The organism is Clostridium sp. TF06-15AC (assembly GCF_003481165.1).
GTDB lineage: Bacteria > Bacillota > Clostridia > Lachnospirales > Lachnospiraceae > Otoolea > Otoolea fessa.
In genome coordinates this window covers 1-22,160 of sequence record NZ_QUKS01000001.1, presented here as the reverse complement: position 1 = coordinate 22,160, position 22,160 = coordinate 1, and the positions used below count along the sequence as shown (strand labels likewise).

Sequence of the window (22,160 nt, the reverse complement as noted above, 5' to 3'; positions counted from 1 at the left end):
TACATGCCCATCAAAATGGCAAGGTCTAAATCGAAAAAAAATCAGAAAACTCAGGCACCGGTTCTTTTTCCGAACACATGTACCTGAGTTTTCTGTACTTATCTATATTTGTTTCTATTTCCACTCTTATTTTATAGCGCCGTTTCCAGCCCTCTTTCAGTCTCCGTCTCCAGCCCGATATACTGATTTAAGAGTTTGTCAAGCTCCACACTGTAGTGATAAATTGTGTCATATGCTGCCTTTGTGTCAATATTTTGATTCAGCTGCTGTCTTGCCCGTTCAATCTTTTGAACTAATTCTTCTCTCATATCCGCCATCCTATGCATTCTCCTTTTCTATTCTCTAGTGCCATTCCTCCTTACTTCACTGTCATTTTACGTCTTCCACCAGCAAAAAGCAAACTATTTCGACCGATTAAATTCGACAAAAAACGACGTTTGTTACTGTTCACACACGTGTGCCCAGCAACGGGATTTTGCCGATGCTACGCATTCCAAATCGGCAAAATCTGCTGCCGGAACTGTATCGTACGGAATTTTCAGTTCAGAAAATTCCTACCTGTGAACAGCAACCGGCGTTTGCATATAACAATAGGGCAGAATCCCGAAGAATCCCACCCTACTATATAAATACATTATTCAGAATAAATCTGCTCGATCCTATTTCACGCCAAAGATAGCCATGAATGTACCTGCTGCTACGGCAGTACCGATAACACCAGCTACGTTCGGTCCCATTGCGTGCATCAGAAGGAAGTTGCTCGGATCTGCCTCAGAACCAACCTTCTGGGATACACGTGCTGCCATCGGAACTGCAGATACACCTGCGGAACCGATCAGCGGGTTTACCTTACCATGAGTTACCTTGCACATAATCTTACCGAAGATAACACCTGCTGCAGTACCCAGAGCGAATGCAATCAGACCCAAAACTACGATCTTGATGGTATCCAGGTTTAAGAAAGCCTCTGCACTGGTAGTAGCACCTACGGAAGTACCCAGGAAGATAACGACGATGTACATCAGGGCGTTGGAAGCAGTCTCTGTCAGCTGCTTAACAACACCAGACTCACGGAACAGGTTACCAAGCATAAGCATACCAACCAGCGGAGCAGTTGTCGGCAGAATCATGCAGACAACGATTGTAACAACAACCGGGAACAGAATCTTCTCCAGTTTGGATACCGGACGAAGCTGCTCCATACGGATCTCTCTCTCCTCTTTGGTGGTAAGGAGTTTCATGATCGGCGGCTGGATAATCGGAACCAGAGCCATGTAGGAGTAAGCTGCTACGGCAATCGGTCCCATCAGACCTGTCTGACCAAGTTTACCTGCCAGGAAGATAGAGGTCGGGCCGTCTGCACCACCGATAATGGAGATAGCAGCCGCAGCCTTATCGTTGAATCCCATGAAGATAGCCATGAAGTAAGCGCCGTAGATACCGAACTGAGCAGCTGCACCGAGCAGGAAGCTCTTCGGGTTAGCGATCAGCGGACCGAAGTCTGTCATCGCACCGACACCCATGAAGATGAGGGATGGTAAGATACTCCACTCATCCAGTAAATAAAAGTAATGTAAAAGTCCACCAACTCCGTTCGATGAGTCTTCAATCGATCTCATAATATCCGGATAGATATTTACAAGCAGCATACCAAAGGAAATCGGAAGAAGCAGTAACGGCTCGAATCCTTTTCCGATTGCCAGATACAGGAAAATCAGCGCTACGAAAATCATAACGATGTTTCCAAATGTCAGGTTTAAGAATGCTGTCTGCTGAAGAAGATTGGACAATGTAGTTGTTATATATTCCATATTAATTCCTCCAAACGGAATAACATATCCCGTATTTTTTCAGCCAGTTTTATAAAAATTAGATTAGTTTAATGTAGCAAGAACTGCGCCCGGTTCTACCATATCGCCTACTGCAACATTAACACTGGCAACGGTACCGTCCTGAGGAGCTACGATCTCGTTCTCCATCTTCATAGCTTCCAGAAGCAGGATAACCTGACCACGTTTTACAGCTGTGCCAGCTGCTGCCTTAATACCAAGGATCTTACCTGGCATCGGGGATGTGATGGTTACGCCGCCTGCTGCCGGTGCTGCTGCTGGAGCCGGAGCTGCTGCCGGTGCTGGAGCTGCTGCTGGAGCCGGTGCTGCTGCGCCTGCAAATCCTTCTTCTACGGTTACCTGATATGCTGTACCATTTACGGTGATAGTATAATTCTTCATTTTAAATTCCTCCAGATTTTATCGATGATTATTTACGTGTAATGGAGCGGATATTTACGCTGTCTGCCGGTACGCCGGTTGCTGCTGCGATCGCTGCAGTGATAACTGCTACCAGTTCTCCATCGTTTGCCGCATTGCCTGCTGCTGGTGCTGCGGTACGTGCCGGCGCTGCAGTCTGTACAGGTGCCGGTGCTGCTGCCGGTGCCTCTGCTCCTGCTTTTTTAGCCTTTACATTTGCCTCAATCTCGTTAACCTTCTTGAAGCTGCTGATAATTAAGCTGATGAAAATCAGTACCAGGAATACGGTACCCATACCCATCAGGGTATTTAATGCTGCCTTCTCCATCTTCTCACCGAAGCTGTAGTTTACAACAAAGGATAACTCGGTCGGTACCAGAGAAGTACCGCCGTAGCTGCTTACGCTCTCCTCAGCGGTCAGGGAGAAAGTCAAGTCTCTCTTCTCAAAGGAAGCCTGAACAACTGCTGTGTAGCTGTCATCATCGGCGCGCTCTACGGTCACGCTCTGAATCTCACCCATCTTGCCTAAATCGTCCTTAGAACTGGTCCAGGAAGAAATTGCAGACTCAATGACTGTGTTTTTCTGCTTCTCAGCCTGTTTCAGCTGTGCTGCCAGATCTTCGTCACTGTAGCTGGCGAACTGCTCCAGATAGCTCTTAGCGCCATCGCTCATGGTCTGCTCGATCTCCGGAGAAATCGGCTCTACCGCTTCTTCAGAAGCGCTACCACAGGCGGACAGAGCGAAAAAGCAGACTGCCATGCAAAGTACAAGCAGCATTCTTTTCATATTCTGTTTCATAAATGTGTCACCTCGTAATTAGATCGTTCCATGCTTTGACGGACGTCCCTCTTTCTTCGTGAATCATATCCTGACAGCATCCATGTTTCTTTCATGGCGCCATCCGTGATACTTCCCACCTATCTGTGTTTGCAGGTGTTTTTGCAAAATTTCCAGAGCTTGTCATCCACTCCGGGAATTCTCCATCTGACACGCTGCGGCAACAGAGGATTGTACAATCTCCTCTGCATACATAAATGGCATGCACTTCCGTCTATGCGAATCCGACTTTAATAGCCATGCATACATAAACATCTGTACCACTGACTTGTTATTCGATTCTCACATAAGCGCTGTCCGGTGCCTGACTGATGACAAACACTGCCCTCATCCCTGTTTCCGGAAATGATTCCGGCAGCCAGCCGCACTGACATCCCTTTTTTAGCACTACAACTCCGCCGACGGTTCTGATTATATAATCATTATACAATATGTAAAAACACGCTGCTTCCATGCAGTACTAAATCCGGAATCTGCATTCTCCGACCTTTCCCTGCCTGCGTCTTAGCGCAGCTGTCTGCCTGCGAACCACTGCTTTCACAGTTTCCTGCTGACAAACGCCCCCGCTTTCGCACTACTTCTGTGCCCGCCATCCCGATTCTGCGCTTTTGCCGATATAACGCATACCGAGGCTCTTCCTAATTTGCAGCCAGAAGAGCCTCGCATCTTTCGTCAAATCCGCACCGGAACAGCCGCAGCTTATCTTGCACATACAGTTGATATAGCAGTTTGAAACGTCATGTTATGCCAGATTACTTATGCTGGTTTCCTCCATCCCATAAGCAAGTCCATTTTTTTGCCTGTTTAACATTGTATAATGAGGTCGGCAAAAAAGCAAGTTATTTCCGTTCGAATTTGTTTACTTTTTCATTTTTTTAACTGAATCAGCTCCAATATCTGGGTACTGGTTCAAATCATATTTATATTATACCCCTGCCGGACCGGACGGCTGCACCGGTGACTGGCTTCCGGTTATCGGAGTCTGTCCGTCCGTCGAACCGCCATTTCCCGCCGCATTCTCCTCCGGCAGAACTACCGTGCAGCTTCCGTCTGCCGCTGCCTGCCAGGTATTTCCATCCATCTCGAACGTAATACCTGCGTACATCGCGCCGCTGGCATCCAGGTAATATTTCTTACCGCCAAGATCCAGCCAGCCGGTCCGCATCACGCCGGACTCATTCATGTAATACCACTTTCCGCCGACTGCCTGCCAGCCCGTCGTCATGGCGCCGGAGCCGTCAAAGTAATACCAGCTTCCGCCCAGGTTCTGCCAGCCCGCCTGCATCGCGCCGGATGCGTTCAGATAATATTTCTTGCCGCCCGTCTCCAGCCAGCCGGTCTGCATCAGACCATTGTCCGCCATGAAATACCAGCTTCCATCGACCGCACGCCAGCCCGTCGCCTGTTCGCCGGATGCGTCAAAGTAACGCCAGCCGCCGTCCAGCGTCTTCCAGCCGGTAATCATATGACCGTCCGCCTCCAAATAATACTTTTTGCCCGAAAGCTCCAGCCATCCTGTGGACGGATTGCCCGCCGCATTCATATAGTACCAATTCTGACCATCGTTGATCCACGCCGCTTTCTGCATCACATGGTTCTGATAATAGTAACGGTTCCCCGCGATCGTCCGCCAGGTATTGCCCGGAATGATCTGCGTATAATCTTTATACAGATAATCAATATCCACATTGCCGTTCACGCCCTTGACCGAACCGGTGTTGGACGCCTGCCACATCGAGGTCTTTGAATATGTATACTTCTGCTGGTATTTTGCCACCCATATATCATACGAAATCTTCGACATATCGATCTTATTGGCAATCCAGTATTCATTTGCATAGACCATCGGATAATATCCTGCATCCTGAATCCGCTTACAGAACGCGTTGATCACATCGCTGACCTGAGACTGCGTCAGGGTTCCCAGCGTATTAGCATCCTCGGCATCAAAGACAACCGGGAAAGAGATAGGATAATCCTTGATAAGATTCAGGACAAAATCCGCCTCCTGCTGCGCCATTTCGACCGAAGTCGCATACGAATAAATGTACGCGCCCAGCCGCAGCCCTGCCTGGCTCGCATTTGCCGCGTTCATAGCGAAAAACGGATCCACATTACCGCGGAACCGGGTTGCCAGCATCGCAAACTGTACATTATCCGATGCCACCTGACTCCAATTTACATTCTGCTGCCAGTAAGACACATCCACGCCGCGCGCAATCGCACCGATCCCCTCATTCTCCGTCACCCGGTACACGCCAAGCCCCGATGTGACCGCGCTCACACTCCCATTGGAAACAGAAGTCGAACCGCCAGAGCTGCCTGTACTTCCCGAATTGGAGCTGCCCGAACCGCCGCCCGGCCCCGCATTCGAGGATGACGATGTAAGAGAAGAATCTCCCGCCGGTCCTGCCAGCGCTGTCATCGGCTGAAAGCACAGCGCTGCTGCCAGCATGCCAGCCGCTGCCCGTGAAAGCACACGCGCGCCCCCCATCCTTTTTTTGTTCACTCTATTCCGATTCATGCCAAAAAACCTCCTTGATTATCCTTTTATCCCTGTTGTCTGTTCACCATTTATATACATTTCCCCGCCTGATCCGGCGGGGGCATATGCGAAACAAATATGGTTCATCCACACACTGTGTAACCAACAGCAGAACATTTCCTATTATAACCTAGTTTAACAGATACTCCCCATCCACTTCAATAGAGAAACTTTAAATAAAATCTGTCAAATTTATTACAGAATGCTTCCCTTTCTGCTAAAAGAATGAAGCCGTCCATGCCAAAAACAGGATTTTCAAGCAGAAAAACACAATAATGCCGGAACAAAGCTTTCCCCCGTTCCGGCATTTCATTTTTGCTTATTCAGTTTTCCGCAAAATTCCACTTTTCTTTATTCCTGCAAAGGAACTTCCGTTCTCCTGAAAGATTTTTTCCTATTTCCGATTCCGGTTCATCAGGCGGATAATGTACAGAAACAGGTTGATAAAATCGAGATACAGCTGCAGCGCCGAGAATACCGATGCTTTCTGAAGCAGCTCCGGATCCGCAGAGAAAATCTGGTAATTATCCCGGATCTTGGTTGTATCATAAGCGGTAAAGCCTAAGAATACCACGATACCGGCATAGCAGAGCACTGTCTCAAAGCTGCCTAGATTTAAAAACATTGAAAGCAGACCAAAGAGAATCAGAAACAGCAGTCCGCCAACAAGCAGTGGACGGATTCCGCTCAAGTCCAGCTTGAAGATCAGGCTGACACCCGCCATCATTCCGAAGAACAGCGCGGTTGCTGCAAATACAAACACCATCTCCACAACACCGAAGATCAGGAAATACATCGAGAAAACGACGCCGTTTAAAGCTGCATAGAATAGAAACAGCCCTCTCGCCGCTCCCACCGATAACTTGTGAATCCGGGCACTCAGCCAGATCACCGTCAAAAGCTCCAGTCCCGTCAATGCGAGGGTCGCATACGGAACCTGAAATACATACAGAATCGCTCCCGTCACGTATCCGGCTAATGCGATGCCAAATGTCACAAGAAGCCCTGCAAACATCCATAAATATGTCTTCGCTACATACTGTCCCAGTGTCTCATGGCGTTCCCCCGCCATCTGCCAGGACTCATTCATTGGTTCATAGCCCATAATTCTGCCTCTCTTTCTGACCAGCGGCAAGTGCCTCTGCCCTCTGTTTCGAATCTCCGTTTTATCTGCCGCTTGCGCGGCATCCATCCAGGAAGAAACACTGTCACCTATCTTTTGTAACGTAAGAATATCACACTTTCTGAAAAAAATCCAGTGTCACCCCGTTTTGTCAATCATTTTCGAAACCATTTATAACTGTTTACAGGTTATGAAGCTCCCGCCTCTTTTTCTTCCACGGAAGCGGCACATTCCATTTTTTCAGTGCACTGAAAAAATAATAATAAATATTAAAGAGAACCGTTGTGATCGTCCAGGTCAGCGGATAGCTGAATACCACTGTCAGGATATCCGGGCGGATCGGAACAGCGATCAGGATCCAGACAACCCGCAGGACGCACACGCCCAGCGCCGTCATAATCATCGGAATCCAGCAGTCTCCCACACCGCGCAGTGCGCCGGAATAAATCTCAATACAGAGGTATGTCACAAATGCCGGCACCAGGAAGTGAAGAATCTTCATGCCGATCGCGATTACCTCCGCATCCGTTGTGAACAACAGATAAATATAGCCGCCCGTCAGATACAGGATCGTGCTCAGCCCCACCGTGATAATACAGGAAATTCCCAGGCAGACGTACACGCTGCGTTTCACACGGTCCAGCCGCCCCGCGCCGTAATTTTGTCCGACAAAGGTCGTGATGGAGATCCCCAGCGCATTAATGATCATCCAGTAAGTGCTGTCGATCTTTCCATATGCAGCCCACGCCGCCACCGTGTCTGTTCCCAGTGCATTGACGCTGCTCTGGATCACGAGGTTGGAAAAGGAATACATAACCGACTGGAGTCCAGCCGGAAACCCAATCCGGATGATCCGCACCAGAATCACCGGTGTGATCCGCGTTTTCCGGATCTCAAACCGGTACGAGCCATCCGCACGCATCAGCGTTCCCAATACCAGACACGCGCTGACCACCTGGGAAAGGATCGTCGCCACCGCCGCACCACGCACGCCCATCCGAAGTCCTACTACAAACAACAGATCGAGCGCAATGTTTGTAAAACAGCTGATCACAAGGAAATAGAACGGTCTTTTGGAATCACCGATCGCCCGCAGGATTCCGGCACCCATATTATATAAGAGGTTCGCCGTGATTCCGACAAAATAAATGTGCAGATACCCGCTTGCATTGTCCATGATATCCTCCGGCGTCCCCATCAGGCGAAGCGCCGTGTCAGAAAAAAGGAGTCCGCCAACCGTCATGAGGATACCGCACAGCAGCGAAAAGGCAATCGCCGTGTGGACTGCCTCGCTGACCCGCTGACCGCGTCCCGCCCCGTAAAACTGGGCGATGATAACTGTCGCACCCGAAGAAAGTCCCACAAAAAAGCCAACCAGCAGGTTCGTAAGCATCGATGTGCTTCCGCCGACCGCCGCCAGCGCTTCCTTTCCGACAAAACGGCCTACTACCACCGCATCTGCCGTATTATAGAGCTGCTGAAAAAAAGTTCCAAATAAAATCGGGAAGAAAAATAGCAGAAGCTGTTTCCAGATCACTCCCTCTGTGATCGCATTTGCCCGGCCAGTCCCCCCGGTTTGTCTGACTCCCTCTTCCCGTCTGGTATCTTTCATCCAATCCACCCCCTCTTATGTTCTTTGTCTCTGTTTCCTGTATGCATCCTGCTCACAGATATTTCACCTATATGAATTCATATGTCTTTTCGTTATTCTTCTCCCGCAAATCCCATTTCCAACTCAATTCAGCTCCGCAATCCGCGAGATCCCCACATAGATATGAGAAATCTTGTACCAGGTAGCAAAATCGACCACGCCCGTCTGCGGAAGTCCAAACACCGACTGGAACGCCCGTACGGACGCCTCCGTTCCGGATCCGTAGATCCCGTCCGGCGTAACCCGCGGGATCGCTGTATACACAGTCGCCACCGCGTCAAGCTGCTGCTGCAGCTGCCGCACCTTATCGCCGCTGGACCCCACCTTAAGCGGTTCCCCCGGATAGGAGATCGGGATTCCTGATATCTGTTCCGCAGTGTTGATGTAAATACTATTTCCATAGAAGCGCCGCAATATCTCGATCGCGCTGTATCCCTGTTCTCCCAGACTGCACGAACCCCACTGGGTCATCCAGCCCGGGCAGGACACCCGCCGCCCATCGCAGTACTGTGTCAGAATCGGCTGCCGCACACCGGGGCGGGAGAGATAGTTGTCAAAAATGTCGTCCACCACCTCTGAGATCGGCTCGAAAATATCACGCCCGTAAATCCACTTGTGATCGAATGCCGTCGAGGAAGTGATTGTAAAATCGTAGCCCTGGTTCCGATACCACTCCGTATACACCCGGTTCAGTGTAAATGACATGATCGCAAGCACATTGGCGACGATCGTGCTGCGCGGCCAGGTCGCGTAGATCTCGCTCGACGCCACGTTTTTGATATAATCCCGGTATGCCACATAGTAATCTTTTGCGGAGGCATTGGTCGGTACGCCATCATGCACGACGATCGTCTGCGGCACCACCACGCGGCTCAGCACGATCTCGCCGCTCTCCTGCACCGGTTTTACCTCATCTTCGGCAATCTTGGGCGGATAGGAACCATATAAGGTATGGTCCGGAATCTGGATATTCTCCTCCGCTCCGGTCTGAGCCGGAAGCGGAATCATCCGGATCGGCTGGACTGCCAGCACGCCCGCCAGCACCTCTGTTCCCTTTACCCTTACCGGCTCATAGCCCGCTGCCCGCACTTCCACCGTATAATTCGCATACGGCTTTTCCCGGTTCTGTTCTTCCAGTGAAAGCAACGCAGGAGGCGCCGCTACCGCAATCTCCTCCGTCTGCCCGGATAAATTGGTTCTAAGCACTTCCTGCGTCTGTCCTGAATTGCCATAGCTGACCGAAACCTCTGCTCCCTCAATCGGGAAATTGTTTTCACGGTTTACCACATCGATCCTCAGATAGCCGTCCTGCATTCCAGTTGTCTCACAGATTCGAACACGGTCGAACAAATGATAGCGCATACACGCAGCCTCACATTTATTTTACATGGTCATTTACAGTTTATATCCGGCATCTTTTATCTATGCCGGTTTTTAACCGCTTTTTAATGTTTTACTGCCGTATCTTCCTTGTTCTCCTCCTCTAAATCGCTCGCGTCGCCTCTGTCAGCCATGCTTTCTCTTCCTCCGTCATATACGGAGACAGCTTCTCATACACGCCCTTATGGTACGCGTTCAAAAGCTCGCGGTCGCGCGCTTCCATCAGCGATATGTCGATCGTGTCCAGATCGATCGGAACCCAGGTCAGATTTTCAAATTTCATGAACTGACCAAATTCATTCTTCACATCCTTCACACAGAGCATCAGATTCTCCGTCCGGATGCCAAATTTTCCTTCCAGATAAAGACCCGGCTCATCAGATGTAACCATACCTTCCTCCAGAACCGCATTTTCAGCGGGCGATGTGAGCAGCCTCCATCGGATGGAATTCGGGCGCTCATGCACACAGCCCAGATATCCGACGCCATGCCCTGTTCCGTGATTGAAATCCATGCCGTTTTTCCACAGGAGTTCGCGCGCAATATAGTCCAGATTGATACCGCGGCAGCCATACATAAACTTCGCATCCAGCAGACGCAGCATCGAGCACGCCACCAGCGTACAGCAGCGTTTTTCTTCCTGCGTGATCGGTCCGACCGCGATGGTACGCGTCACATCCGTCGTTCCCTCATAATACTGTCCGCCGGAATCGACCAGATACAGCCCCTTATTCGGCACACTGCTCTTCTCTGTCTCAGACGCCGTATAATGGCACATCGCCGCGTTCGGTCCCCACGCAGAGATCGTCGTAAAGCTCATATCCAGGCAGTTTTTTTGTTCCAGGCGCAGCTTATCCAGATATTCCCCTGCGGTCCACTCGTCCAGTCCTTTTTCGCCTGCATGTTCCTTCACCCAGCGCAGGAAACGGGTCAATACCAGACCGTCCTGCACATGCATACGGCGCATATTTTCCTGTTCCACTGGATTTTTGACTGCTTTTGCCGCTGCCGTCGGATTCATCGCCTCGATCACTTTCACGCTCGCATCCAGGCACCGGAACAGACGGTAATTGATCTTCGACTTTTCCAATAAAACTCGCTCATAGCGGAATGCGGATGCAATCTGGTATACCGCCTCATATGGCATGATCCGAACGCCCAGTCCATGCAGATAGGCACGTACTTCTTCGTTCAGCGTCTTCTCATGAATAAAGAGGAATAATTCCTGTTTTGTTACAATTAAGTAGGACAATACAACCGGCGTATGTACAATGTCATCACCCCGGATATTTAAAAGCCACGCGATATCATCAAGACTCGTCAGCAGATGCACCGTCGCCTGACGCTTTTTCATCTCCCCGCGCAGATCTGCAATCTTCTCCTCCGCCGATTTTCCCGCATACTTCTCTTCCAGAATCCAGACCGGATTCATCGGAAGCGCCGGGCGGTCGTCCCAGATGCTTCCAACCAGATCCTCACCCTCCGAAATGCGTACCTTTTTCCCGGACAGTGCTTTCGCGATGCGCTCGCCCTCGGTCGTATCGACCACTCTGCCGTCAAAACCCAGAACACCCTGTTCCGGCATATGTTTTTTCAAAAATTCCAGCGTCGTCGGCACGCCCTCCTGACCGGAGCGGTAAAGTTCCACCCCGCTGCCGGAAAGCTCTGCTGCCGCCTGCACAAAATATCTGCCATCCGTCCAGAGACCTGCGTCCTCCATCGTAATGACCGCCGTTCCCGCCGAACCGGTAAAGCCTGTCATATATTTCCGGCATTTGAAATACCCGCTCACGTATTCCGAGCCATGGAAATCCGATGTCGGAATCAGATATGCGTCCATTCCACGCTCCGCCATCTTCTCGCGAAGCTGTTCAATTCTCGCCCGAACCTCACGTCCCATTTTTCTGCCTCCTGTTGTTTCTCTATTATCCATTTTTCAACGCATCTTCGATCGCCTCCGTGATCGCCTCACTGTACGTCGGATGCGCGCGCATCGCCGTCGAGAGCTGATATGCCGTAAGACCGTTGGCGATCGCCGTTGCCATCTCTCCAATCATGTCCGTCGCACGCGCACACATGATCTGCGCCCCGATCAGCGTGTTGGTATACGCCTCAAAAATCAGGCGCACAAAGCCGCGGCTGTTTCTCGCCAGAAGCGCTTTTCCATTTTCCGTCATATATGCCACACCGCACTTGATCTTCATATTATAAAGGCGGGCGTCATTTTCCGTAAATCCAACCGCCGCAATCTCCGGCTCCGTATAAATACAGGTCGGCACAACCGGAAGCACGACATACATACCGTTCGGCACGACCGAAAGCTGCATCCGGTGTCCGCGTCCCGCCAGGTTTTCGACCAGATAAGCCGCATGGGACGCTGCCACATGGGCAAGACGTTTCCGCGCCACAGTATCGCCGATCGCATAGACATTTTCCTGCGTCGTGCGGTAGGTTCCCTTGATGAGCGGACGCCCATTTTCCAGCTGTACCTGACAATCGTCCGCCAGAACCTTCGACATATTCGGGCGTCTGCCGACCGCCACCAGCACGCGGTCCGCCGGGCTTTCCTTCCAGCCGCGCTCACAACGGTAATTGACCGACACCGTGTCATTGCCGCGATCCTTGATCTCCATGACCTGTACATTGCAGTGGACTTCAATACCCTTAGAACGCAGATTTGCTTCCATCTGCTCGGAAATCATCGGATCCATCGACTCCAGCAGACGATTTGCCTGCTCCAAAAGCGTCACGCGGGAACCGAGCGCCGCGAAGATCGTCGCGATCTCCACACCGATGACACCGCCGCCGATGACCGTCAGACAGTCAAAATTCCAGTCATCCATCCGCAGAATATCACGGCTTGTCATAACCTGCGGCAGATCAATTCCCGGGATATCCGGAATCACAGGGCTGGAACCGGTTGCCAGAATCACATTTTTTCCTTTCAGCGTCAATGCGCCTTTGGAGGTCGTCACACGCACCACATTATCCGCATGCAGGCGCGCATCGCCGTGAATCATCTCCACCTCCGCTTTTTCTAACATTCCCTGAATCATTGAGCGGAATGATTCCACGGACTCATTTTTATAAATCTGCATCTGCCGCCAGTCAAAGCTGACCTTCTCCGCCACGATGCCAAACCGGAATGCTTTCAACATATCCCGGTAGACCGCCGTCGCCTGCAGAAGCGCCTTGGCAGGAATACAGCCGGTATTGACGCATGAGCCGCCCAGCGCTTTTTTCTCGATCAGAACTGCATCCATCCCCATCGCCGCCGCACGCAGCGCTGCCGTATATCCCGCCGGTCCCGCACCGATAATAATTAAATCATAGATATGATCCGTCATATAAATATCCTATCCTCTCATTCTATGGGCTTTCCATTACACAAAAAACTGCCGCAGAAAATCACTTTCCCGGGCAGCTTTTCATCAATTTTATTTTTACAGCAGATGAATGTTGTGAGCCTCTGCCTCTGCGCGCACACCGTCCGGCCAGATCGACGCCTGCACCTCTCCGATATGTGCTTTCCGCAGGAAGAACATACAGATACGGGACTGACCGATACCGCCGCCGACTGTATACGGAAGCTCTCCCTCCAGAACTGCTTTCTGGAATGGCAGCTCCGCGCGTTCCTCACATCCCGCCTTTACCAGCTGCTCTTTCAGGGAATCCTCATCAACACGGATACCCATGGAAGAAAGCTCCAGTCCGATATCCAGAACTGGATAATATACCAGAATATCGCCGTTTAATTTCCAGTCATCATAGTCCGGGGCACGACCATCGTGCTTCTCACCGGATTTCATCTTGTCACCAATCTGCTCAATAAATACCGCACCGTGCAGCTTCGCAATCTTGTACTCGCGCTCCTTCGGTGTGCAATCCGGATACATATCTTCCAGCTCCTGGGTCGTCACAAATGTGATATTTTCCGGAAGATAACGTCCAATGTACTCATACTCATATGCCATATAGTCCTCGGTCACTTTCAGTGCCTTGTAAACCGAACGGACAATGGATTCCAGTGTCTCACGGGTACGATCTTTTTTACTGATGATCTTCTCCCAGTCCCACTGATCCACATAAATGGAATGGATGTTGTCTGTATCCTCATCACGACGGATCGCGCTCATGTCGGTGTAAAGGCCTTCACCTTCCTGAAATCCGTACTCTTTTAATGCCTGACGTTTCCATTTGGCGAGAGAATGTACAATCTCAGCCTTCCGATCCTTCTGCTCCAGAATTCCAAAGGATACCGGGCGCTCTACGCCGTTTAAGTTATCGTTCAGACCAGATTCCGGCAGTACAAAAAGCGGTGCGGACACACGGGTCAGATTGAGCTGTTTTGCCAGTTCTCTCTGAAAAAAGTCCTTGATTTCCTTGATAGCAACCTGTGTTTCTCTCAAATCCAATACCGGTTTATAACCAGCCGGAGTAATTAAATGTTCCATCTGTTACATCCTCTCTTTTTTCCCGGTGCGTGTCCGGTTCCCTGCCGCACTGCCGATTTCTGCAGCCGCAGTTCATCCTTTTAGTCAAAGCTTGCAGGCACGCGCCTTTTAAGTCATTTCTTGTTATTGTACTGCATGAAATTTCTACTCAAAGAAACTCACCTGTGGACAATAACCGTTTGGTAGCTATTATATCATTTATATAGGAAAATGGGAACAGGTAAAATAGGAAAATAACTTCTTTAAAATAAATGAAGGTGTTCGCACGCTTTATAAATTCCATCTTCCCCGATCGGTGCCGTCACGTAATCGGCTACTTTTTTAAGCGCATCCACTGCATTTCCCATCGCCACGCCGATGCCGGCTTCCTGCACAACCTCAATATCATTCATGCTGTCGCCAAATGCCACTGTATCGGAGAGATCTTCTTTTTCTCCAAAATACACCGCCAGCCTGCGGAGTCCGTCCGCCTTGGAATTGCCTTTCTCGACCACATCCGCGCCATGTCCGCTCGCAAACATCGGCAATTTCAGGGTCGGAAATTCCCGTTCCATCTCCTTCACCTGTTCACGGCTGCCGACAAACGCCAGTGTCCGGACCGGCATCGTGAGCATCTTCCACGGATCCTGGAACTGCCGCCCGCAGCTTCCCCAGAAGCGGATATCATTAGCCGCAATGATCTCCGGATGGATATAGTAATCTTCATTCCCCACCGTCATGCCGATTCCGAATCCCTTTTCATCGCAGAAACTCAGCACCCGGCGCAGGAGTTCCGGATCAAAGATGTGCTCAAACAGCAGCTTATCTCCTACTGTGATCTTCGTCCCGTTCATATGTACAATCGCATCCGGACGGACGATGTCCCGGTACGATGTACTGTAATAATTATCCATATCGCGCCCCGTTGCCAGCACAATCCTGTGCTTCGGGCGCAGCTTTTCAATCGCCTCCAGCGCACTCGGTGTGATCTGATCCGTCCGGTGGTCTAAGAGGGTCATGTCGAGGTCAAAACTTATCATGATGTTCTCCTTGGGGTTGGTTACTACAAAAGGTCACAGCCGAAGACTCTGCTATGACCTTTTCTTTTAATTATCCACGTTTTCATCATACCATTTTTCAAATTTGGAGTCAATATTGGGAAAATATTCATTCTATTGATCCATTCCATCGATTCGTAAAATTCCACTCAGCCATCAAAATTACATCAAAAAACAAACATCCGGCAGCGAAAATTTAGAAGTCATAGTTGATTTTTGATGTAATTTTGATATAATGATACGCATATAATACTTCAACAAATGGCGGTATATGTCAGCTGAACATTTGGCAAAGTGCAGCTATGATTTATTTTCGGGGTATGGCGTAGCTTGGTAGCGCGCTCGGCTGGGGGCCGAGAGGTCGCAGGTTCAAATCCTGTTGCCCCGATTTTTAGCGTATTCTTAGAGTTCTTAATAACTGAAGGGAAGAAAGCCGGGCAGCTCTCACCGCCCGGCTTTCTTCCTCTCAGTTCATCCCCCATGCAAGCTGAATCTCCATCTCTAATTTCCGCAGCCACAGCCGCCATTATTACTGCAGCCGCAGCCAGACTGGCTGTCTCTTCCTGCATCGTAGCCATCCCGGTAGCCGATGGCATAACCATCGTTGAAACCTCTCCGATAGGAATTTCTTCCGTTATTTCCACAGCTATTCCAGCCCCATCCATTGTTTCCGCATCCGCCGCATCCTCCGCAGTGTCCACAACCATTACCCCAAGACCAACACATATGATAATCTCCTTTTCATTTTTCATTGATACTATATCATATGCCTGTCAACGCAAAGTGTGTCCCACTTCCCCGGAAGCCACACTGTCAGCCGTTTCAAGCATCTATCCCCAAACCAGCCACCAGCCATTTTCTCTGCATCATGGCAGCAAAAATGGGCGCATGCCAGACACATCACGCCCACTTTTATCTACTTACACCCGGAAGTTCCGGCTCTTAAACACATACACATGTGCGAACAGTGTCACCAGCACAACTGCCGCCAGCACCAGATCGCCCGTACCGCCGCCCAGATGAAACGCCATGCCAAACAGCGACAGCGTATCAATCGCAAACAGCCATTTTTCAACCGCATACACCTTTTTCAGGTTATATTTCTTCGGATCGATCGAATCCGATATAAAAATCAGGAAATCTTTGCCGCAGAACAAATCAATTGTCTCTGCCAGTCCCAGACACCCCGTCAAAAAGAACAGTATATCCATCCGTATTCTCCTCCCCTAGAACCGTTTCCAGGTTTCCCTTGAAAACAGCAGAAGTAGCGGAAATATCTCCAGACGTCCTGCCAGCATATCAAAGATTAAAACCAGTTTTGAGAAATTACTGAAAAACCCAAAGTTTCCGGTCGGTCCGACCAGTGCCAGACCCGGTCCGATATTATTAAACGTAGCCGTAACCGCCGTAAAATTCGTCACCAGATCGTATTCATCCAGAGAAATCAATAGAACAGATACCGCAAAAATGAGCACATACGCAACCATAAACACATTCGTCGAGCGCACAACCTCATGCTCTACGATCTTTCCATCCATTTTGATCTTCTCCACTACACTCGGATGCAGGTACTGCTTCAGTTCCTTTTTTACCGATTTAAGCAGAATCAAGACGCGCGACACCTTGATACCGCCGCCTGTACTGCCCGCGCAGGCGCCGATAAACATCAAAAGTACCATAATCGTTCTTGAAAGCTGCGGCCATTTATCAAAATCCACCGTGGCGTAACCGGTCGTCGTGATAACCGAACCGACCTGGAATGCCGCATCCTGGAATGCCTGCAGTGCATTGCCGCAGAGTGATACCGTATTGACTGTAATGATGCCAACCGCCGATGCAATGATTAGAAAATATGCCCGCACCTCCTGCATTTTAAAGGCCTGTCCTATTTTTCGCATCAGCAGGAAGAAGTAAAAGTTAAAATTCACTCCGAACAGAATCATAAACACCGTCACGACATTTTTCTGAAATGCCGTGTAGCTCGCCAGACTATCATTCCGGATTGCAAAACCACCCGTACCTGCTGTTCCGACCGTGATCGTGATCGCGTCGAAAATCGGCATTTTCCCAAGAATCAGAATCACAGCCTCGAGGATCGTCATTCCCAGGTAAATCTGGTATAACAGCTTCGCCGTCATCTGGACCTTCGGAACGAGACGACTCACGATCGGTCCTGGGCTCTCCGCCTTCATCAAATTCATATGGGAACCGCCCACCATTGGCAGGACACTCAGAAGGAATACCAGAACGCCCATACCGCCAATCCAGTGCGTAAAACTCCGCCAGAATAATAAGCATTTCGGCAGCTGCTCCACACTGCTCAGAATACTTGCACCGGTCGTCGTAAAGCCCGATACCGTCTCAAACAAGGCGTCGATCGGATTCGGAATATAGCCGCTTAATACAAACGGCACCGCTCCCATCACACTGAGTAAAACCCAGCTTAGAGAAACCGCCACAAAGCTCTCCGCCACATAAAAGATCTGATTTTTCGGTTTCCGGCGTACCAGAATCATACCAACCATCAGGCATACTGCCATCGTTGCCAGAAAGCACCATACCTCCGACTCACGGTAAATCAGTGCCACTGCCGTCGGAAGCGCCATAAAAGCCGCCTCAAAATTCAGGATCCAGCCTATGATATAAAATACAATCGAATAATTCATCTATGCCGCCTACTTTCTCAGGATGTCACGGATATCCCGCAGACCTTTCTGACTCGTCAGGACAATCACTGTATCGCCCTGCTGGATGCAGTCCTGTCCACGCGCGATCTTGATATTGCCGCCGCGGTTGATGCATCCGATCAGCAGGTTGCTCTTGAGATTCAAATTCATCAGCGGAATGCCCGTCACTTCCGACTCCTCGCGGATCACAAACTCCAGCGCCTCCGCCCGACCGTCGAGAATATGGTACAACGTCTCCACATTGCTGCCGATCGTATTCTGCATCGCGCGCACATACTGTAAAATGTAGTCCGCTGTGATGTATTTCGGATAAATCAGACTTCCCAGGTCCAGCTTGCTGATCAGCTCGTCAAAGGCGATCCGGTTAACCTTCGTCACCAGCTTCGCGCTGGAATTTTCCTTCGCATACAGCGCAAGGAAGACATTTTCCTCATCCATATTCGTCAGGGTGACAAATGCCTCCGCCGTCATCAGCCCCTCTTCCAGAAGAAGCTGCCGATCCGTTCCGTCGCCGTTGAGGATCAACGCATCGTCCAGAAGCTCTGTCAGAACCTCGCAGCGCGCTTTATCTTTCTCCACAATTTTAACCCGGATCTTCATCGCCGCCAAAAGTTTCGCCAGATAATAAGCAATCGTACCGCCTCCGACAATCATCGTATTTCTGACCTGGTTTGTCTGGATGCCGATCTTGCGGAAAAATTCTGCCGAATTTGCCGGGGAGGCGATGATCGACACCATATCCCCGTTTTTAATCACAAATTTACCATCCGGGATCGCCACCTCATCGCCGCGCTCAACACCGCCTATCAGGACATCACAGCGGAATTGGCTGTCAATATCCATGACCGAAAGCCCGTCCAGCTTAAACTCCGGTTTTACCTTAAATTTCAGAAGCTCTACCTTTCCCTTGGCAAATGGATCGATCTTGATCGCTGACGGGAAGCGCAGAATTCTCGAAATCTCCGTCGCCGCCGCATATTCCGGGTTGATAATCATGGAAATTCCCAGCTGCTGCTTGATAAAGGTAAGTTCGTTACTGTAAATCGGATTCCGCACACGCGCAATCGTGTGGCAATGCCCCACTTTTCTCGCAATCAGGCAGCAGAGAAGGTTCATCTCATCCGACCCTGTCACGGCAATCAGCATGTCCGCCGTCTGCACACCTGCCTCGATCTGCATGGAAATGCTGGCACCATTTCCCACCAGCTTGATCGCATCGATATCATCTGACACCCGCTGCATCCGCTCCGCAGACGTATCGATCATCACCACATTGTAATCCTCCCGGACAAGCTGCTCCGCCAGCGTCGTACCAACCTTGCCGCATCCGATAATGATTATATCCATAGTTTCCTCCGTTATTTTCTGTTTATCCGCCATACCGATACAGAAAGTCTCTATTTTATATACAAAATAAAAAATGTGCCTTAACACTTTCCTATGACGGAAAAAGGGTGCCTGAAAACCGCGCCCTAATCCATACGGAATTATTATAACACCTTCTGCGAGTTTTTGAAATATAAATTGTGTTAAGAGGGCATTTTGTGGGTGTTTTGAATATATTTGTCTCTTTCGATCCCAAAAGTGCCTACCCGTGTACAGTAACTTTCCTCCCTTTTTGGCAAGATAAATTTCTTGACTTTTTCAGAAAAAACAGTATACTTAATATATATTGGCAGATATGGTTCATCGGTAGAACGCTAGCTTCCCAAGCTGGAAAGGCGGGTTCGATTCCCGTTATCTGCTTTTTTGATGGATGCGGAAACCCTTGTAAATGCTGGATTTTTCCTTTATTTACAAGGGTTTCCGGTGTTTTTGGAGCATCTACCACGAAAGCATATTTCAGTATAAAGAACCCCTTTTTCTGGGGAAATATCACACGAAATATCACACGAAAAAAGGGCTGTTTTTCCTTTATTTTCAAGGAATGACAGCCCCTTATTATGCGCTTATATTGTGTTTTTCATCATATTTTATCGTATATGTCCATCCTCTGCTATCCGATCTGCGGTAATCATCCAGCCATCCGAATCAAACGCATACGCCTGCCCGTCAATCTGGCAGACTGCATCGTGCCGGTAGGTGTACTCACTCAGCAGATACCACCAGCGCCCGTCCTGGCACACCCAGCCAGTAAGATACTTGCCAGACACCCAGCCGTCCGCAGTCTGGATCCACGGATCGCCGTCGGCAAAGCATTTATTAATTGGCTGCACACGCTGATCCTTGGTGTAGCGCTTGCCTGTGTCTGTACCTTTTGGAGTTGTTCGTATGATAAGTGAGGACGCAGTGACTCTCAACCCGCGTATGCCGCTCTTAATTTCTTTAAGATCGGTGATCACCGTTTTTGACTGTTCTGGTACCGTGCTGTTCTCCGCCGCCCAGGTCTTTTTAAACGCCTCAAATGTCCCATATTTCTGTTTCAAAATCCCAGTACCGCTGCCCCAATCCGGCAAATATACGTGTGGCTTGTCTACGATGCTTTTCCAATCGCCGCCCCATCCAAGCCCCAGATTTTTGGCAAGCTCTCCGACTTTCTTAAAATAATCTCCAGACTCATTATAGGCGCCTTTTCCATCTGCCCGGTAGAAATCTGCTGCAATGCCCCATTGGTGCTGGCTGCTATAGCTGCTGCCCCTAGCATTCGTGACAATACTGCCCGGCCGAGTCCGCCCTTGTGCATACAAAGCGTCCTGTTCGGCGACGCTCCGGAAAGATTCCCCGATTTTAATCGGCAAACCTGCACCGACACACTTATCAACGAGCTGCGCAGTCAGCGCCTGGAGACGCGGATGGCATAATGTGATATCTCTCATAGATTTGTCCTCTTTTCTTTATGATATGAAAAATATGACATTTTGTTTTCCGGGGGTATCTTGCAAAGAATTTTCGCATATGCTATAATGCCGATAGGCTAAGAGATAGTAGTTGTCCATCACAGGCAACGACAAAACCCCCAAGGATCGCGACTCCTTGGGGGTTTTTATTCCTACTATCGGCTTTCGTCGATTTTCCCCTATTGTTGCGATGCCGCAACGGCAGCCACGCCCCGAACTGCCGCGGGAGATAGTCGGATCGCCTCCTTCTACTCTTCTTTTCCTGACTGCTTAAAAATCTGGTTTACATACGTAGACAATCCCGCCACAAGGACGCCCTGCGTAAGTGCCGTGAAAACTGCCAGCGCGATATCCTGACCACTGCCGCAGGCACAGGTGGCGAACACATAGATGGCACAAATCGCAACGCCAATCAGCCCATTAATGAGTGGGATGTATTTGTCTTTCACTGTCTCACTCTGCTTCAGCCACATCCCAATAAAGTACAGCACTACTGCTACCACAAGTAATTCCGGCTTTACATAATCTTTAATCTGCATACCTTATCCCTCCATCTGCTTTTCCAAATCTGCGATCCGATGGTTTGCCACCCGGATCTGTTTCTGCATCACTGCCTCGGTCTCCTCTAATTTATATGTACGCTCAATTACTGTATGAAAGCAATTATGAATGATGAAGTCATGGAACGACTGATTGATACGCTGATGGAGTTGCAGAAGAAAGAAAGCACCGATCTGCCTCTTTTGAAAAAGCAGCTTGCAGAAACGGAAAAAGGTATTAACAATATGCTCAACGCCAGTGAACCTCACATGGCTAAAGTCACGTGCTTCTCGGCCGTTTTAAACGGCAAGACTAAATATCGGCGGATACGCCAGTAACTTAGAATTCGTGCGGATACGCACTTTTCCCATGCCGGATACGGCTGGTTTCCACATTACAGGTAGTCCGCTGTATATCTGCCTGCGTTTATGCCGCTTTTAAATTGTTTACTTCTACATAAAGCTTTCTTAAATCTGCATAAACACATGAGGTTCTACGCTTCACTGCAGGTACTTTTGCCTCCAGTGAAGACCTTCCCGTTTCCGGCAAGGGTTTTAAAAGTTCCCGTATAAAATATCTCGCTCCGATATTATAAGTTGCTGACAAATCACAGTTATACTGCTTTCCTGTCTGGAAGATACATAGGCTATGGTTCTCCGGATTTCTTACTACCGCTCCACTTCCGTCACAGGCCAGCCTGCTGGTGTTCCGTGCACTAACTCTGGACACACGAATCCTGTTCCGATGTGCCTGATGTTCACATAGCTTCTGAATATCCCGCTTTCTCCATAAATGAAGCTTTTGTTTCTTTTTTCCGGA

At 49.6% G+C, this 22,160-nt stretch carries 19 protein-coding genes and 2 tRNA genes; 3 read left to right on the top strand and 18 right to left on the bottom strand.

The annotated features are described in order from the left end of the window. Positions 1 to 131 precede the first annotated feature (131 nt). The 12 genes from DXC57_RS00115 to DXC57_RS00055 all read right to left on the bottom strand — a co-directional run bounded on the left by DXC57_RS00115 (position 132) and on the right by DXC57_RS00055 (position 15,259). The gene (locus DXC57_RS00115; RefSeq protein ID WP_106999723.1) at positions 132 to 317 is read right to left on the bottom strand and encodes an aspartyl-phosphate phosphatase Spo0E family protein; all 186 of its coding nucleotides are present in this window, start codon (positions 315 to 317) and stop codon (positions 132 to 134) included. Between the two features lie 342 nt (positions 318 to 659). After that, entirely contained in the window at positions 660 to 1,811 is a 1,152-nt protein-coding gene (locus DXC57_RS00110; RefSeq protein WP_022360208.1) for a sodium ion-translocating decarboxylase subunit beta, read from the bottom strand. 63 nt (positions 1,812 to 1,874) lie between these two features. Further along, on the bottom strand, positions 1,875 to 2,231 hold the full coding sequence (locus DXC57_RS00105) for a biotin/lipoyl-containing protein (RefSeq protein WP_106999722.1): 357 nt from the start codon (positions 2,229 to 2,231) through the stop codon (positions 1,875 to 1,877). 28 nt (positions 2,232 to 2,259) lie between these two features. Further along, a complete protein-coding gene (locus DXC57_RS00100) occupies positions 2,260 to 3,048 on the bottom strand; it encodes an OadG family transporter subunit (protein ID WP_118650649.1) in 789 nt (262 codons plus the stop codon). 964 nt (positions 3,049 to 4,012) lie between these two features. Beyond that, positions 4,013 to 5,611, bottom strand: coding sequence for a GH25 family lysozyme (locus DXC57_RS00090; protein WP_243101254.1), 1,599 nt, complete (start codon positions 5,609 to 5,611; stop codon positions 4,013 to 4,015). 415 nt (positions 5,612 to 6,026) lie between these two features. Next, positions 6,027 to 6,737 (bottom strand): Bax inhibitor-1/YccA family protein, encoded by a 711-nt coding sequence (locus DXC57_RS00085; RefSeq protein ID WP_107000382.1) that lies wholly within the window; start codon positions 6,735 to 6,737, stop codon positions 6,027 to 6,029. 199 nt (positions 6,738 to 6,936) lie between these two features. Then, complete coding sequence (locus DXC57_RS00080) at positions 6,937 to 8,367, bottom strand: MATE family efflux transporter (RefSeq protein WP_118628891.1); 1,431 nt, start codon at positions 8,365 to 8,367, stop codon at positions 6,937 to 6,939. Between the two features lie 123 nt (positions 8,368 to 8,490). Beyond that, positions 8,491 to 9,768 carry a peptidoglycan-binding protein gene (locus DXC57_RS00075; RefSeq protein WP_118650647.1) on the bottom strand — a complete coding sequence of 426 codons (1,278 nt, stop codon included), beginning with the start codon at positions 9,766 to 9,768 and terminating at the stop codon, positions 8,491 to 8,493. 121 nt (positions 9,769 to 9,889) lie between these two features. Continuing rightward, a complete protein-coding gene (locus tag DXC57_RS00070; RefSeq protein ID WP_118650646.1) occupies positions 9,890 to 11,686 on the bottom strand; it encodes an aminopeptidase P family N-terminal domain-containing protein in 1,797 nt (598 codons plus the stop codon). Positions 11,687 to 11,711: 25 nt separating this feature from the next. Beyond that, entirely contained in the window at positions 11,712 to 13,133 is a 1,422-nt protein-coding gene (lpdA, locus tag DXC57_RS00065) for a dihydrolipoyl dehydrogenase (protein ID WP_118650645.1), read from the bottom strand. A gap of 96 nt (positions 13,134 to 13,229) precedes the next feature. Next, complete coding sequence (gene asnA / locus DXC57_RS00060; RefSeq protein WP_022360200.1) at positions 13,230 to 14,240, bottom strand: aspartate--ammonia ligase; 1,011 nt, start codon at positions 14,238 to 14,240, stop codon at positions 13,230 to 13,232. A gap of 242 nt (positions 14,241 to 14,482) precedes the next feature. Next, positions 14,483 to 15,259, bottom strand: a complete 777-nt coding sequence (locus DXC57_RS00055) for a Cof-type HAD-IIB family hydrolase (RefSeq protein ID WP_118650643.1) — start codon at positions 15,257 to 15,259, stop codon at positions 14,483 to 14,485. Positions 15,260 to 15,591: 332 nt separating this feature from the next. Between DXC57_RS00055 and DXC57_RS00050 the strand changes: the two genes are divergently transcribed. Further along, a tRNA-Pro gene (locus DXC57_RS00050) sits at positions 15,592 to 15,665 on the top strand. A gap of 113 nt (positions 15,666 to 15,778) precedes the next feature. Here DXC57_RS00050 and DXC57_RS00045 read toward each other — a convergent pair. The 4 genes from DXC57_RS00045 to trkA all read right to left on the bottom strand — a co-directional run bounded on the left by DXC57_RS00045 (position 15,779) and on the right by trkA (position 19,311). Continuing rightward, positions 15,779 to 16,003 carry a hypothetical protein gene (locus tag DXC57_RS00045; RefSeq protein WP_022359096.1) on the bottom strand — a complete coding sequence of 75 codons (225 nt, stop codon included), beginning with the start codon at positions 16,001 to 16,003 and terminating at the stop codon, positions 15,779 to 15,781. A gap of 194 nt (positions 16,004 to 16,197) precedes the next feature. Continuing rightward, positions 16,198 to 16,488 (bottom strand): hypothetical protein, encoded by a 291-nt coding sequence (locus DXC57_RS00040; RefSeq protein WP_022359095.1) that lies wholly within the window; start codon positions 16,486 to 16,488, stop codon positions 16,198 to 16,200. 15 nt (positions 16,489 to 16,503) lie between these two features. After that, positions 16,504 to 17,943, bottom strand: coding sequence for a TrkH family potassium uptake protein (locus DXC57_RS00035; RefSeq protein WP_106999713.1), 1,440 nt, complete (start codon positions 17,941 to 17,943; stop codon positions 16,504 to 16,506). Between the two features lie 9 nt (positions 17,944 to 17,952). Further along, a complete protein-coding gene (trkA, locus tag DXC57_RS00030; protein WP_022359093.1) occupies positions 17,953 to 19,311 on the bottom strand; it encodes a Trk system potassium transporter TrkA in 1,359 nt (452 codons plus the stop codon). 328 nt (positions 19,312 to 19,639) lie between these two features. On the opposite strand from trkA, the gene DXC57_RS00025 reads away from it, so the two are divergent. Further along, a tRNA-Gly gene (locus tag DXC57_RS00025) sits at positions 19,640 to 19,710 on the top strand. A 227-nt stretch (positions 19,711 to 19,937) separates the two neighbouring features. Here DXC57_RS00025 and DXC57_RS00020 read toward each other — a convergent pair. Then, on the bottom strand, positions 19,938 to 20,780 hold the full coding sequence (locus DXC57_RS00020) for a M15 family metallopeptidase (protein WP_118650641.1): 843 nt from the start codon (positions 20,778 to 20,780) through the stop codon (positions 19,938 to 19,940). 269 nt (positions 20,781 to 21,049) lie between these two features. Next, entirely contained in the window at positions 21,050 to 21,340 is a 291-nt protein-coding gene (locus tag DXC57_RS00015; RefSeq protein WP_022359091.1) for a phage holin family protein, read from the bottom strand. A 126-nt stretch (positions 21,341 to 21,466) separates the two neighbouring features. On the opposite strand from DXC57_RS00015, the gene DXC57_RS15380 reads away from it, so the two are divergent. After that, complete coding sequence (locus DXC57_RS15380) at positions 21,467 to 21,679, top strand: hypothetical protein (RefSeq protein ID WP_182427292.1); 213 nt, start codon at positions 21,467 to 21,469, stop codon at positions 21,677 to 21,679. Positions 21,680 to 22,160: the final 481 nt, after the last annotated feature.

What these genes read in the sequence shown, in the direction of transcription:
- DXC57_RS00115 (WP_106999723.1), bottom strand. Translation starts at nt 317, where the DNA reads ATGGCGGATATGAGAGAAGAATTAGTTCAAAAGATTGAACGGGCAAGA.
- DXC57_RS00110 (WP_022360208.1), bottom strand. Translation starts at nt 1,811, where the DNA reads ATGGAATATATAACAACTACATTGTCCAATCTTCTTCAGCAGACAGCA.
- DXC57_RS00105 (WP_106999722.1), bottom strand. Translation starts at nt 2,231, where the DNA reads ATGAAGAATTATACTATCACCGTAAATGGTACAGCATATCAGGTAACC.
- DXC57_RS00100 (WP_118650649.1), bottom strand. Translation starts at nt 3,048, where the DNA reads ATGAAACAGAATATGAAAAGAATGCTGCTTGTACTTTGCATGGCAGTC.
- DXC57_RS00090 (WP_243101254.1), bottom strand. Translation starts at nt 5,611, where the DNA reads ATGAATCGGAATAGAGTGAACAAAAAAAGGATGGGGGGCGCGCGTGTG.
- DXC57_RS00085 (WP_107000382.1), bottom strand. Translation starts at nt 6,737, where the DNA reads ATGGGCTATGAACCAATGAATGAGTCCTGGCAGATGGCGGGGGAACGC.
- DXC57_RS00080 (WP_118628891.1), bottom strand. Translation starts at nt 8,367, where the DNA reads ATGAAAGATACCAGACGGGAAGAGGGAGTCAGACAAACCGGGGGGACT.
- DXC57_RS00075 (WP_118650647.1), bottom strand. Translation starts at nt 9,768, where the DNA reads ATGCGCTATCATTTGTTCGACCGTGTTCGAATCTGTGAGACAACTGGA.
- DXC57_RS00070 (WP_118650646.1), bottom strand. Translation starts at nt 11,686, where the DNA reads ATGGGACGTGAGGTTCGGGCGAGAATTGAACAGCTTCGCGAGAAGATG.
- lpdA (WP_118650645.1), bottom strand. Translation starts at nt 13,133, where the DNA reads ATGACGGATCATATCTATGATTTAATTATTATCGGTGCGGGACCGGCG.
- asnA (WP_022360200.1), bottom strand. Translation starts at nt 14,240, where the DNA reads ATGGAACATTTAATTACTCCGGCTGGTTATAAACCGGTATTGGATTTG.
- DXC57_RS00055 (WP_118650643.1), bottom strand. Translation starts at nt 15,259, where the DNA reads ATGATAAGTTTTGACCTCGACATGACCCTCTTAGACCACCGGACGGAT.
- DXC57_RS00045 (WP_022359096.1), bottom strand. Translation starts at nt 16,003, where the DNA reads ATGTGTTGGTCTTGGGGTAATGGTTGTGGACACTGCGGAGGATGCGGC.
- DXC57_RS00040 (WP_022359095.1), bottom strand. Translation starts at nt 16,488, where the DNA reads ATGGATATACTGTTCTTTTTGACGGGGTGTCTGGGACTGGCAGAGACA.
- DXC57_RS00035 (WP_106999713.1), bottom strand. Translation starts at nt 17,943, where the DNA reads ATGAATTATTCGATTGTATTTTATATCATAGGCTGGATCCTGAATTTT.
- trkA (WP_022359093.1), bottom strand. Translation starts at nt 19,311, where the DNA reads ATGGATATAATCATTATCGGATGCGGCAAGGTTGGTACGACGCTGGCG.
- DXC57_RS00020 (WP_118650641.1), bottom strand. Translation starts at nt 20,780, where the DNA reads ATGAGAGATATCACATTATGCCATCCGCGTCTCCAGGCGCTGACTGCG.
- DXC57_RS00015 (WP_022359091.1), bottom strand. Translation starts at nt 21,340, where the DNA reads ATGCAGATTAAAGATTATGTAAAGCCGGAATTACTTGTGGTAGCAGTA.
- DXC57_RS15380 (WP_182427292.1), top strand. Translation starts at nt 21,467, where the DNA reads ATGAATGATGAAGTCATGGAACGACTGATTGATACGCTGATGGAGTTG.